The organism is Marinobacter sp. V34 (genome assembly GCF_055524115.1).
Genome location: NZ_JBUPZY010000002.1, coordinates 294,138 through 307,480 on the forward strand (window position 1 = coordinate 294,138; position 13,343 = coordinate 307,480).

The window sequence follows — 13,343 nt, forward strand, 5'->3', positions numbered from 1 at the left end:
TCGGCCCTGGTGTCAGGTCAGACCCTGTTCCCGGGCCATGGCCATCGCCGCTTTCGGTCCTGTCCAGAGCGAAGGCAGAATGATGAACGATACCGGTATGGCGGTCAGCACAATAAACTGCTGAAGCACGCCAATCTGCCCTGATCCCATATAGAGCAGAATGGCGGCCATCAGGGCCATGGCACCGCCCCAGAAGACCCGGATCCAAGGATTTGGCTCATCATGGCCCGCGCCTACCATGGCAATGGAATAGCTCATGGAGTCACCGGTGGTGGCGACAAAAATGGTGGTGAGCAGCAGTATTGCCGCAGCCATCCAGGTGCCTCCTGGCAGAGCCTGTGCAACTGTCAGGGTGGCGACATCAAAACGGAAATTGTTCAGGGCGTCGGTCAGATCAAAGGTGCCGGCCAGTTGATGATAGATTCCGGAGCCACCCAGCAGCGTGAACCAGATCGTGGTCGCAATGGGCGCAAGGACAGCAACCGCAAGGATCATTTCCCGAACCGTGCGCCCGCGGGAGATCCGCGCCACAAATACGGCCATCAATGGGGTGTAGCCAATAAACCAGGCAAAGAAAAACACCGTCCACCATTTCATCCACCAATCCGGTGCCGTCTCGGCGGTCATGGTCGACATGGCCATAAAGGAGGTCAGATATTCGCCGAATGACTGGGTAAAGGTGTTGACAAGAAACAGGGTGGGACCGAACAAAAAGATCACACCAGCAATGGCCAGAGCGAGAATCACATTGAACCGGCTGAGCACCTGAATGCCTTTGTGCAGGCCTGTCATCGCGGATGTCATGTACACACCGGCCAGAATGATCAGTACCACGAGCTGGGTGCCATAACCGTTCGTGACACCAAACAGTTCATGCAAGCCAAAACTCACCTGAGTTGCCAGGAAACCAATGGGGCCCACGGTTCCAGCCACCACGGCAATAACGCACAGGGCATCAATGACGCCACCGAGCTTGCCCCGAACCGCGTTCTCTCCAAACACTGGATACAGCAGCGTACGGGGTTGCAGCGGTTTGCCCTGATCATAATGAGCTCTGCTGAGAACCAGTGCGGTCAGCGAGCCGAGCACTGCCCAGGCAAGGAAGCCCCAGTGCGTGAATGACTGTGCCATGGCCGGAGCGGTGGCCGCAGCAGTCCCGGCTTCGGTATCAAACGCCGGTGGTGTTACCACAAAGTGATAGACGGGTTCCCCGGCCGCGAAAAATACCCCACCGCCGGCCAGCAAAGTACACATGATCATTGATAGCCAACGAAAACGGCTGATTTCCGGCTGGTCCAGGCCGCCAATCCTTGCATTACCCGCCTTACTGAGCGCCGTTCCGAGCGAAATAAAAAAGGTAGCCAGCAGGAGTAGTTGGAAGAACGACCCCAGGTACTTTGCTGTCCAGGTAAACCCGGCGCCAATCGCTTTAGCGACGGCGCTGCTATCAAAAATGGAAGCGCCAACGAATAACAGGATGAAGCCAATCGTAAGAGTCAGAACGACCGGGTCACTATCGGAAAAAGTGCCCGGTCGTTCGGTGTCGGGAAGAGAGTCTTTCTGGGACGTCATGGTTGTTCCTTTCGCGAAGAGCCGCGCAGGGTACAGAAAAAGTCAGACGTCTGCATTCCCTTCCCTTGCTTGCGTAAGGAGTCGCCCTCCCGGGTACTGATAAGCTCGTCAGGATTCCGGAAATGCTGTCCAGTCATCCAGCCAAGTCGATGTGGCCCTGGGGTTAACAGCGCCCTGGTACATCGCCGACTCATCAAAGAACTCGGCTTTCGGCGGGCGTTTCGCGGTCATGGCTCGCACTGCACTTCTGGGGCGGAAATGCGGCGACGACTCGCTGGTGACCGAGGGTTGCAAGCCGGTTTCAACCTGGACGGTGTTCTGCTGTTCGGGGCTTCGTATCCACAACTCCTCGTTGAATCCGAAGTCATCATCGTCTGCTTCGTTGACGATGTTGAGGTTGCCAAGCCTGCCGTTGTTGGCGAGCAGGTTGTGGCTGAACGTCAGGGCATTCATACCCACCAGTGCGGTGACTTCGTCCCGTGTATCCAGGGCTTCAATGGCGTAGCTGTCGATGATCATGTTGTGGAAATGCCCGCCGGAACCTTCACGCAACAGTATTGCACGATGTTCCTTCGCGGAACGGCCGCTGCCATACAGGGTCACGTTGTAGAAAGTGGGTTCGGACCGTGGCACAGCCGAGTGGCTGGAGCCGTTGCTGTCTCCCTCAAAGGCGTTATCGCCAATATCTCGGTACTGCTGGACGATGGCAAACTGTACCCGACCTCTCCAGCCCCAGTCCCAGTCGACGGAGTCATCGGCGGCGCCGGTCACGAGGATGTTTTTCAAGTCGACGGTGCCACCGAACATCTCGATGCCGTCGTCCAGTGCGCGGTGAACCTGCACATTCTGAATAATGGTGTTGGAACCACAGCCGCCCAGTGTTAGCCCGTTCAGTTCGTTGTTCTGATAAACCTCAAATCCGGCGAACTCGATGCGGGTGTATTGCACCACGCCGCAGCTGTGTTGCTTGTCACTGCCTCCGAATTGTCCTCGGGTGTCGTTTTCAGGCACGCCTTCTATTCGCGCATTCGGTTCGTTAACCGGCGCCTTGCCCAGAAGTACCACGCCCCCCCAGTCACCGCGAGCCCGTTGGCCGGATTCCTTGCTGCTGGTGAAGACTACTGGTTGATTCCGGCTGCCACGGGCAAACAGTTTGGCACCGGGGGTTACGATCAGTGCGGAGCCGGGGTCGCCTTCTATGGTTACACCGGGTTCGATGGTCAGGTTCGCGCCTTCGACAAAAATGGTCTTTTCAAGGGTGTATCGGTGGCCGCTTTCCCAGACAGTGTCTGCGGTAATGTCGGCGTTGATACGCACGTTACGGTTCTCGAACTCGGTAAAGCCTGCGACCGTTGCGACAACAGCGCCAATGACGGGAACCAGTATCAGTGCGTGACGGGCAAACCAACTGCGTCTTTTTTGGGGCGCGACGGGACTGGCCTGAAGTTTCTGGTTCGACGATTTGGCCATCAGCGGACGGCCATCATCATTGGCCATGATCTCGCGCGCCAGCGCCTGAAGCTCAGGTGTGCCATTGGCTTCCACGCGCATCAGAACGTCATTGCGGTAGTTAGGCTCTCTCAGCAGGACGTTGAGATGGACAAAGTCGACGCTCGGGCACTGGCCCTTATCGATGCGGCGTTTGAGTCGCCAGAGTTTCTCTACCAAAAGGGAGGATTGGTCGGACATTACTGCTGCTCCGTTGGGATGAGAGCACCGTTGTACATGTCCTTTGTTAAAGCTTTATGTCAACTGCGGGAAATAAATCAGATAGTTAGGAATATCGTTGCTAGGGAGGGGGTGTAATAGCGATAGAGCAGATCTGACCGGCCAGTTTGTTGGTCAAAGACAATGCCAGAAAGATCGGCAAGTTGCTGTGCCAGAGCCTCGCCTAGCGGGCGGAGTCTAACAAGAGGGGCGCTGGGAAAACCATTCGGCAGAGTTGGTAAGTTTCACGAACAGCGGGTCGTGTTCATAGGAACACCTAAGTTCAAAGTCGATATATCGACGGATACGGGAAACTCCCTGACCTTTTGTGTGCCGCAACGTTGGAGGTTACAGCGCTTTACAAAGGCTCTAAATTCAGGATCGAACTACAGAAATTCATGCTGCCAACAAGATTTGATCGATCATTGTGCGAAGAGACGGAATACCTCGCTGAGGTTCATTTCTGTTGGGCTGACGAGCAGACTCACAGATATGGTGGATGAACAGATATGTTCGAGATTCGCCGAAGCGTATATTTTTTACTTGTTCCGCTTCGCAAGTCATCAGAGATAGGAAGCCAGCAATTACCTCTGTAACTGGAATCTGATCATAGAAAAAACTGTCGTCAGAGGGGCAAGCAATTAACTGCGTCCGATTTTTCTCAAAGACATTCAACTCCCCTAATTTAGAGGATAGAGCTTCACCACTTGAATATTTTTCAGGATCTGAAATAAGCTCTCGAAACAGCCGCTTTCTGTGTTGCCACAAAAAGATAAGTACAAGGGCCGCTATTGTGAACGTCTTCTCCCCATTAATAACACGCGTCTTATGCAGTACGTCAAAAGCTGCAGCCATCTGATGCTGGTCACGCATAGTGAGGCCAAACACATCGGAAACCCACTCGAAGTCTCGGCAAAAGGAATCTGCTTCAGAGCCTCCTTCAGTAATAGAAGCTGTAATAAGTGCGTTTAGATCTTCCGAGTTTGCAAACATGGTGTACTTACCTGCCAAAGCTTGAGCAAACTGAAAGTTATCAGGGAGACGGAGGTGCACTTCCCTCGAGAAGATCCGGTTGAAATAGACTTCTGCTTCGAAGCCACTCCCATACATACCCTGAAGAGATGCCTGAAGTTGATCTCCATCCGTGGCAAAAACAAAGAAAATGCCGTCGACGTTGAAGATGTGTTTGACGACTTCGATTAGCTCGATCGTGAAGTCAGGTCGGCAGCGATCTAGCTCGTCAACGAAGATGAAGAGCGGCAATTTAAAGAAGGAGTTTTCGGCTTCTTCATGTCGAGCGATGGCATCAATTACATTTCTAAGTTTATCCTTAAATGTTTCGATCGCGTGCTTGCGCTGTTTTTCGGCTTCAAATGGATCCGATATTCCCATGCCTTCGGGGATTTGAATGCCAGTCGCTATCGAGAGGCCTGACCGCAAGAGCTTGTAACCGTTTTCCTGAATGAATTGGGTCAGTTTGTTTCCGGCATCCTGGCAGTTGGCTGTGTTCTCGATTGCTCTTGCGTTTGCATCTTGTTCTGCCATTTCTTGAAGGCGTGTTGTTAGTTGAGTACTGACCTCGTAAAGAAAAGACATTAGAGGATCTTTAGCATAGTCGTTTTCCCAAGCGTTGAAACTCAGTACGAAATGATGCTTGTCCTCCAAATCTATTTGCCATCGATCAAGGAAGAAAGTTTTACCAAAACCCCAAGAGGAATTGATGTTTAGAACAAAATGTCGAGGCCTTTCTTCTGTGAGCATACGGTTATATTGCTGCTCGAGAAAGCTGGTCAAGAGCTTTGCCTGGTCCTTTCGGCCGAGCTGGTCATCTTCCCAGTGATCATGTGTTTCTTGATTGCCAGTTGTGGGGTTCCCAGCCAAAGGGATGTCCTTATTCTCCGATGAATTTGGCTTTCAAAATACTAAGGTACTTTCAGGACAGGGATTGGCTCACTCGAAGGCCAACATGCTGTCTCCGCTCGGCGTGTTCACCAACCTAGAATTACCTTGGAACATTAGCAGACTTACGAAAATATCCAAGGTGGTTATCTATTGGTAGCATCGCATGGCGATTCTGCGCCTTGATGATTCTGTTCGCTTATTAGATGTAGTTACCCGCCAACTATTTTGAGAACCCGTTGGTTATTTTAAGAGAAGTCGAGTTTCTCACTTTCAAGCCAGTGCTCTCCAGCTAAAGCATGGAGACAGCGTTTGGCCAGTCCGTATGAAGACTGCACGAACTGGGCTGAAATTCCTAAACCATCATGTTCTACTGTCAGTCCTTGTAATCGTTTGGCGGCTTTGAACTGAGCGCCAGTCGGGGGACGTCCGGGTCTATGAGTTGAGTGGCTTATGAAGTTTCGGATGCGAAGAAAAGCTTCAAGATCCTGCCAGTCATCTTTTTTTAGATTGGGCTTTAAATTCAGAGTCTTTTGGAAATACGCTTCCCACTTTCTAACTAAATTTTGATTACCCTTGTCTTTATCAAACTTCTCCTCTATCCCCAGGCTCATCGCCAGAGAAGGCATCGCATCGGAAAAAAGTTGCTCGAGAAAAGTCCAGATGATTAACGTCATCTGAGCCCAAAGCATCTCCCTGGTTTGCAAAGCGAAAAGTTGCACGTATCCAATTTCATTGCGGGCCCAAGAATGATCGTCCTTTTCTGAGCCCCCGTGTAAAAAGCCTGCCGCCTCCAGCTCTGCCGTTTTTCTGGCAACGAGTTGGTCACCGGCAAAGCGGCGTCCCATGTCCATGGCCAGAATGTATTCCTTGAGAAATTCCAGTCGCTCTCTGTGAATTTGGGAAACGTCGTTCACATCAGGTCCTTCTTGGATCAGAGAAGGCAGTCTAGCTACTCTGTTGCCTATTTGCATTGCGAAATCTGAGTGGGAGTATTCTTAAACCTTTGTGGCCTAGTTCGAAGGCAAGGAAAGAAAAAGATGGAGACTGGTGGTTAGCGGAATCTGATGTTTGGCGAACAAAGAAGAAGGGATTTTAAGCTACTGATACTGCGGGATAATCTGGTCGGCGTGGCAGGATTCGAACCTGCGACCCCTTCGTCCCGAACGAAGTGCGCTACCAAGCTGCGCCACACGCCGATCAACGGCCGGTATTATACGGATTGGCTGGTTGTTTACCAGCCCCCGTAAGATTTTCACTGCCCACTGGAGGTGGGCAATACCGAGATATCCGCGACCCGCAAGAACAGGTTTCGCAGCAGGTTGAGCATGGCCAGGCGGTTATTGCGCACGGCCTCGTCGTCGGCCATCACCATGACCTCATCAAAGAAGTTATCCACCGGCTCCCGCAAGCTGGCCAGGGAACTCAGGGCGGTGGCGTAATCGCCTTTTTCAAACAGTGGCAGGGCCTTATCAGCCTGCTGGCGGATTTGGTCGGCCAATGTTATTTCAGCCTTGTCCTGCAACAACTCACTGTCGATGCTTTCACCAATGCTGTCGCCACCCTGTTTGGTGAGGATGTTCGACACCCGTTTGTTGGCGCCGGCCAGGGCCAGGGCCTCCGGCAATTGGCGGAAGGCCTCCACGGCCTTCACCCGGCGGTCGAAGTCCAGCGGGCGCGTGGGGCGACGGGCATGCACCGCGAGATAGACCTCGGCACTGATGCCCTGCTCTTCATAGTGCGCACGGAAACGCTCGAGCATGTAATCCACCACCGTGTTGGCAACATTCGATTCGGTGATGCTGTTGTGTTCCTCTACCGCCCACTCGCACAGGGTTTGCAGGTCGAGCGGCAGCTCCCGCTCGATGATGATGCGCAACACCCCCAGAGAGGCTCGGCGCAGCCCGAACGGGTCACGGGTACCGGACGGTGGCTGGTTGATGCCGAACAGGCCGACCAGGGAATCGATGCGGTCGGCAATGGCCACAGCACAGCCGGTCAGTGTTGCGGGCAGGTCGTCACCGGCAAAGCGCGGCATGTACTGCTCGTTCAGTGCACTGGCCACGTCCTCGTTCTCACCGTCGTTGGCAGCATAGTATTGGCCCATAATGCCCTGCAGGTCAGTGAACTCCAGCACCATCTCGGTGACCAGGTCGGTCTTGGCAAGCATGGCGGCGCGCTCGGCCAGAACGGGGTCGCTGCCAATGGCGTCGGCGATCTTCCTTGCCAGTGCGGCCACCCGCACGGACTTGTCATAGATGCTGCCCAGTTTGTCCTGGAACACGATCGGTTTGAGCCTCTCGATGCGGTCTTCCAGTCTGGTCTTGCGGTCGGTGTCATAGAAGAAGGCTGCATCGGACAGGCGTGGGCGAATGACCTTCTCGTTGCCGGAAATGACCTGTTCCGGGTCCTTGCTTTCCAGGTTGGCGACGGTGATGAACAGCGGCAGCATCCGGCCGTCGGCGGAGACCACGTGAAAATACTTCTGGTGTTCCTTCATGGAGGAAATCAGCGCCTCGGCGGGAACCTCCAGGAAGCGTTCCTCGAAACGGCCCATGAGAGGCACGGGCCACTCGTTGAGGGCGGTGACTTCGTCCAGCAGGTCTTCATCGATAACCGCCTGGCCGCCTGCTTCCTTCCTGGCAATGGCGGTGACGCCGTCACGGATCTGTTCGCGGCGTTCGGCGAAGTCAGCGATCACATACCCTTCCTGGCGCAGCACCACTTCGTAGTCGCCGGGTGTGGGCACGATCAATGATTTCGGGCAATGGAAGCGGTGGCCGCGGGTCTTGTTGCCCGGGGTCAGCCCCATGATCGGGGTGTCGATCACCTTGTTGCCGAACAGCAGGATGGCCCAGTGCACCGGACGCACGAACTCTGTCCTGTGCGCACCCCAACGCATGCGTTTGGGGATGGGCAGCGCGGCCAGGGACTGGTCCACCAGTTCCGGCATCAATTCGACGGTCGGACGGCCTTTTTCGATGGTGCGATAGACTACCCAGGCGCCCTTGTCGGTTTCCATCGTATCGAGCTGGTCCGGTGTGACGCCCAGAGAGGTGGCGAAGCCGGTCAGTGCCCGGGTGGGGTTGCCGGAGTCGTCGAACGCGGCTTTCACGGCGGGGCCGCGTTTTTCCACCGGTTTGTCCGGCTGGGCGTCTTCCAGGTCACGGACCCTGACGGCAAGCCGGCGTGGTGCGGCAAAGGCTTCCACCTTGCCGAATTGAATACCGGCTTCTTCCAGGCCATTGGTAATGCCACGGGTAAACGCGTCCGACAGTGTATTGAGGGCCTTGGGAGGCAGCTCTTCGGTGCCCAGTTCGACCAGAAAATCCTGTGTTGCCATGGTTATGCGTTCCCCTGTTCCTGCTGAGCTTTTTTCGCTTTCTTACCCTTCTTGCCATTCGCCTTTTCGGCGGCGGTCTCGGTGGCAGCCAATACCTCTTTGCGCAGGGCGTCCGGTGCCAGCGGGAAACCAAGCTTGCGGCGGCTGTCGAAATACGCCTGGGCAACGGCCCGGGCCAGGGTGCGAACCCGCAGGATAAAACGTTGGCGCTCGGTCACGGAGATGGCGTGACGGGCGTCAAGCAGGTTGAAAGTATGTGAAGCTTTGAGCACCTGCTCATAGGCAGGCAATGCCAGGCCTGCTTCAATCAGACGTGCGCTTTCGCGTTCGTGCACATCGAAGCTGTGAAACAGGAACTCGGTATCGGCGTGCTCGAAGTTGTAAGTGGACATCTCCACTTCCTGCTGGTGGAACACGTCGCCGTAAGTGACCACACCATCCGGGCCTTCGGTCCACACCAGGTCGTAGACGCTGTCTACTCCCTGCAGGTACATGGCAATGCGCTCAAGCCCGTAGGTAAGCTCGCCGGTGACCGGGTAACACTCCAGGCCACCCACTTGCTGAAAGTACGTGAACTGGGTCACTTCCATACCGTTCAGCCAGATTTCCCAACCAAGGCCCCAGGCGCCAAGCGTGGGTGATTCCCAATTGTCTTCCACGAAGCGGATGTCGTGTACCAGCGGGTCCAGCCCAAGGGCTTTCAGGGAGTCCAGGTACAGCTCCTGAATGTTGTCCGGAGACGGCTTCAGCACCACCTGGAACTGGTAGTAGTGTTGCAGGCGGTTGGGGTTTTCCCCATAGCGGCCATCGGTAGGGCGGCGGCTGGGTTGAACGTAAGCGGCGTTCCAGGTTTCCGGGCCAATGGAGCGCAGGAAGGTGGCCGGGTGGAAGGTACCGGCGCCCACCTCCATATCCAGGGGCTGGAGGACCACGCAGCCGTGCTGCGCCCAGAAATTCTGCAGGGCGAGAATCAGGCCCTGGAAGGTTTTGATATCCGGCGTGTTTGCGGAAGTTGCCTTGTCTGTCACGACGTTTGCCTGCTGGTCAGTCTGTGTGTGGCGCCCGGGCATTCGGCCGGGGCACTCCGGAAAAAAGGGGCATTATACGCCTGCCAATCGCGTATTTCTAAGTTGGGTTCAGGAGATTGATTTTGCGCTAGAAGAACGTCAGCCCCACCTGGAACAGTTTCTCGACATCCCGTATCCGCGACTTGTCCACCAGAAACAGGATAACGTGGTCATCGGGCTGCACCCGCAGGTGGTCGTGGGCGATAAGGACTTCGCTGTGGCGGACGATGGCGCCGATGGTGGTGCCTTCCGGCAGGTTGATTTCGTCAAGCCGCTTACCCACCACCCGGGAGGATCGATGATCGCCGTGGGCGATGGCCTCGATGGCTTCGGCAGCGCCCCTGCGCAGTGAGTGAACATTTACTACATCGCCGCGACGAATATGAGTGAGCAGGCTGCCGATGGTGGTTTGCTGGGGCGAAATGGCGACGTCGATGTCTCCCCCCTGGATCAGGTCAACATAGTCCGGGTTGTTGATTAGGGTCAGTACCTTACGGGCACCCAGGCGTTTGGCCAGCAATGACGCCATGATGTTGGCTTCGTCATCGTTGGTGACGGCGCAGAAGACATCGGTGTTTTCGATGTTCTCTTCCAGCAGGATGTCCTTGTTAGCGGCGTTGCCCTCCAGTACCACGGTTTTGCGCAGATTCTCGGACAGCATTACGCACCGTTCGTGGCCCCGTTCCAGCAGCTTCACCTGGTAGCGGGATTCCAGGGTGTGAGCCAGGCGCTGGCCGATGTTGCCACCGCCACAGATGAAGATGCGTTTGTAGGGCTTCTCCAGCGGCTGCAACTCACTCATCACCGAGCGGATATGGTCGGAAGCGGCGATGAAGAAGACCTCGTCGCCGTCTTCGATCACCGTATCCCCCTGAGGCATGATGGCCCGGCCTTTTCTGAAGATCGCCGCCACCCGGGTTTCGATTTTGGGCATGTGGCTACGCAGGTAGGATAACTCGTGACCTACCAACGGCCCGCCCTCTGTCGCGCGAATCGCGACAAGCTGGGTAAGGCCTTTCGAAAACTCCAGTACCTGCAGCGCGCCCGGGTATTCAATCAGTCGGGTGATGTGTTTGGTCACGAGGTGTTCGGGGCTGATCAGTACATCAATGGGGAACCCGCGTAGACTGTCGAGGTCCTTCTTCTGCTCTCGCTGGTAGAACAACTCTGGCTTCGCCAGATAGGCGTTGGCCCTGACTCGGCATATCGTTGTGGGGGTCTTGTACAGCAATTTGGCGACCTGGCAGGCGACCATGTTGGTCTCGTCGCTGTTGGTAACGGCGATGATCATGTCGCCGTCTTCCGCACCGGCCTGTCGTAATACCGTGGGAAACGACGCCTTGCCCTGGACTGTGCGGATATCAAGGCGGTCCTGAAGCTCTCGCAGGCGGGCACTGTCGCTGTCGATCACAGTGATATCGTTGGCTTCGTTGGCGAGGTTTTCCGCTAGGGTCCCGCCCACCTGGCCGGCACCGAGAATCAGGATTTTCATGGTTCGGGTTTCTCCAGCACGGCGTAGAAAAATCCATCGTGGCTTTCGGGAACAGGCAGCATTTGGCGGCCGGTTTCCATATCGCGCCCCCACAGGACGTCGGGCTCCACCAGGGCGGCGTCATCCTGCTGTTTCAGGAATCGACGGATTATACGGTGATTTTCCTGCGGAAACACCGAACAGGTGGCATAGACCAGGCGCCCTCCGGGCGCGAGCACTTGCCACATCGACGCGAGCAGGCCCAGTTGAATGCTGGCGAGCGGAACAATGTCTGATTCCCGACGCAGCAGCTTGATGTCCGGATGGCGGCGAATCACGCCGGTGGCGCTGCAGGGAACGTCCAGCAGGATGCGATCGAACGGCTTCTGGTCCCACCATTGGTCAATGTCGGCGGCATCTGCCTGCTTCAGCGTGGCCACGAGGTCCAGCCGCTCCAGGTTTTCCTGCACCCTTGGTAGTCGATCAGCGGATTCGTCGATGGCCACCACTTCTTCCAACTGCCCGCAGCTTTCAAGAATAGCGCAGGTTTTGCCGCCCGGAGCAGCACAGGCATCCAGCACTCGCTGGCCGGGAGCCAGATCCATCAGGGTGGTGCAAAGCTGGGCGGCCTCGTCCTGAACGCTGACTGCGCCTTCTGCGAACCATGGCAGGTAGTCCACCGGCACCGGGGTGGCCAGTTGAATACCGTGGGGCGCAAACAGGGTCGCTTTGGCATCGATGCCGGCTTCGGACAGCAACTGCAGATAGTCGCCGCGGCGGAAGCGGAGGGCGTTCACCCGTAGGGTCATGGGAGCCTGAGTGTTATTAGCCTCGAGTATGGCCTGCCAGTCGTGGGGCCAGTTATGGCGTAGCTTTTCGAGCATCCAGTGGGGATGGCTGAAACGCGCCACGTCGTCCGTTATGGATGGTTCACCTTCCCGTTCCGCCGCCCGCAACACGCCGTTTACCAGCCCCGTCAGGTGTGGTTTGTCGAGGGCGCGGCAGGCTTCCACGGTTTCATTCAGCACTGCGTAGATGGCCTGCTGGCTGAAGCGAAGCTGGAACAGCGCCACCAGCATCAGGTGGTGCACCACCCGGTCCGGTTTGCGCAGCGGCTTTTTCAGGCGCGCCTGCAATTCGGCATCGAGCCGATGAAACCAGCGGGAGGTGCCATAACACAGTGCCTGTAGTGGTGGTCGTTCGCTGTCTGCCACATCACCCATGGCGTGGGGCAGGCATTGGGACAGCGACTGGCCGTTCTCAACGGATTGCAAAACCCGGGCAGCAACCGCCCGCAGTGGCTGGCCCTGCTGGCTCATTCAGTTCAGCTCCTGGCCGGGCATCAGTATGTCTTTGCCGCCGTTGATCAGGTCGTTCACCGACTGTGGCCGCGAGCCGGCCAACTGCAAACGGGTGATCCTCAGGGATTCCAGGCCGCATGCAATGTCGATCCCTGTGCGGTCGCGGCGGATCACGGTACCCGGGTGTTTGTCGCTGGTGTCGTCCAGAATCTCCGTCTGGTGAATGCGGATGCGCAGATCCTCGAGGTCGGTGTAAGTACCGGGCCAGGGATTAAAGGCGCGAATCAGACGGCTGATGGCGGGGGCGTCCCGGGTCCAGTCGATATGCCCTTCTTCCTTACTGAGTTTACGGGCATAGCAGGCTCGGGCCTCGTCCTGGGTTTCGCCCTGCAGCTTGCCTTTCTCAAGCTGCTCCAGTGTCTTGACGATGGCTTCGCCACCCAGGCCTGCCAGGCGGTCGTGAAGGCTGCCGCCGGTATCGGTGTCTTCGATCGGGGTGATGGCTTTCAGCAACATTGCGCCGGTGTCCAGGCCGGCGTCCATTTGCATGATGGTAATACCGGTTTCCCGGTCACCCGCCGCAATCGCGCGCTGAATAGGCGCGGCACCGCGCCAGCGAGGCAGTAACGATGCATGGATGTTCAGGCAGCCGTGGCGGGGGATATCCAGCACCGACTGCGGCAGTATCAGGCCGTATGCTGCGACGATCATCACGTCTGCGTTCAGGTTGCGGAGCTGTTCCTGCGCTTCGGGCGATTTCAGGGACTCCGGTTGGAACACGGGAATGCCCGCCTCAACGGCAACCTGTTTGACCGGGCTGGGTGTCAGTTTGCGGCCTCGGCCCGCAGGCCGGTCGGGTTGGGAGTAAACGCCAACCAACTGATGGTGGGTCGCAAGCAAGGCCTTCAGCGCAGTGGCTGCGAAATCGGGGGTGCCGGCAAAAACAAGTCGCACGGGGTATCGCTTCCTGGTCCGTTGAATAC

General features: G+C 56.5%; 9 protein-coding genes and 1 tRNA gene. All 10 read right to left on the reverse strand.

Annotated elements, in window-relative coordinates; genetic code table 11:
* Nucleotides 1-12: 12 nt before the first annotated feature.
* On the reverse strand, nt 13-1,572 hold the full coding sequence (locus AC0B60_RS04395) for a BCCT family transporter (protein ID WP_465084346.1): 1,560 nt from the start codon (nt 1,570-1,572) through the stop codon (nt 13-15).
* A gap of 108 nt (nt 1,573-1,680) precedes the next feature.
* Nucleotides 1,681-3,261: a hypothetical protein gene (locus AC0B60_RS04400; protein ID WP_465084348.1), complete on the reverse strand. Its 1,581-nt coding sequence runs from the start codon at nt 3,259-3,261 to the stop codon at nt 1,681-1,683.
* A 414-nt stretch (nt 3,262-3,675) separates the two neighbouring features.
* Complete coding sequence (locus tag AC0B60_RS04405; protein ID WP_465084350.1) at nt 3,676-5,160, reverse strand: KAP family P-loop NTPase fold protein; 1,485 nt, start codon at nt 5,158-5,160, stop codon at nt 3,676-3,678.
* Nucleotides 5,161-5,426: 266 nt separating this feature from the next.
* Entirely contained in the window at nt 5,427-6,095 is a 669-nt protein-coding gene (locus AC0B60_RS04410; protein ID WP_465084351.1) for a hypothetical protein, read from the reverse strand.
* A gap of 205 nt (nt 6,096-6,300) precedes the next feature.
* A tRNA-Pro gene (locus AC0B60_RS04415) sits at nt 6,301-6,377 on the reverse strand.
* 56 nt (nt 6,378-6,433) lie between these two features.
* Nucleotides 6,434-8,521 (reverse strand): glycine--tRNA ligase subunit beta, encoded by a 2,088-nt coding sequence (gene glyS / locus AC0B60_RS04420; RefSeq protein WP_465084352.1) that lies wholly within the window; start codon nt 8,519-8,521, stop codon nt 6,434-6,436.
* A gap of 2 nt (nt 8,522-8,523) precedes the next feature.
* Nucleotides 8,524-9,549, reverse strand: a complete 1,026-nt coding sequence (gene glyQ, locus AC0B60_RS04425; RefSeq protein ID WP_465084354.1) for a glycine--tRNA ligase subunit alpha — start codon at nt 9,547-9,549, stop codon at nt 8,524-8,526.
* Nucleotides 9,550-9,676: 127 nt separating this feature from the next.
* Nucleotides 9,677-11,080 (reverse strand): Trk system potassium transporter TrkA, encoded by a 1,404-nt coding sequence (trkA, locus tag AC0B60_RS04430; protein ID WP_465084356.1) that lies wholly within the window; start codon nt 11,078-11,080, stop codon nt 9,677-9,679.
* Complete coding sequence (rsmB, locus tag AC0B60_RS04435; RefSeq protein WP_465084357.1) at nt 11,077-12,378, reverse strand: 16S rRNA (cytosine(967)-C(5))-methyltransferase RsmB; 1,302 nt, start codon at nt 12,376-12,378, stop codon at nt 11,077-11,079. Before rsmB ends, trkA begins: the two co-directional genes overlap by 4 nt.
* Nucleotides 12,379-13,314: a methionyl-tRNA formyltransferase gene (gene fmt / locus AC0B60_RS04440; RefSeq protein ID WP_465084358.1), complete on the reverse strand. Its 936-nt coding sequence runs from the start codon at nt 13,312-13,314 to the stop codon at nt 12,379-12,381.
* Nucleotides 13,315-13,343: the final 29 nt, after the last annotated feature.

What these genes read in the sequence shown, in the direction of transcription:
- AC0B60_RS04395 (WP_465084346.1), bottom strand. Translation starts at nt 1,572, where the DNA reads ATGACGTCCCAGAAAGACTCTCTTCCCGACACCGAACGACCGGGCACT.
- AC0B60_RS04400 (WP_465084348.1), bottom strand. Translation starts at nt 3,261, where the DNA reads ATGTCCGACCAATCCTCCCTTTTGGTAGAGAAACTCTGGCGACTCAAA.
- glyS (WP_465084352.1), bottom strand. Translation starts at nt 8,521, where the DNA reads ATGGCAACACAGGATTTTCTGGTCGAACTGGGCACCGAAGAGCTGCCT.
- trkA (WP_465084356.1), bottom strand. Translation starts at nt 11,080, where the DNA reads ATGAAAATCCTGATTCTCGGTGCCGGCCAGGTGGGCGGGACCCTAGCG.
- rsmB (WP_465084357.1), bottom strand. Translation starts at nt 12,378, where the DNA reads ATGAGCCAGCAGGGCCAGCCACTGCGGGCGGTTGCTGCCCGGGTTTTG.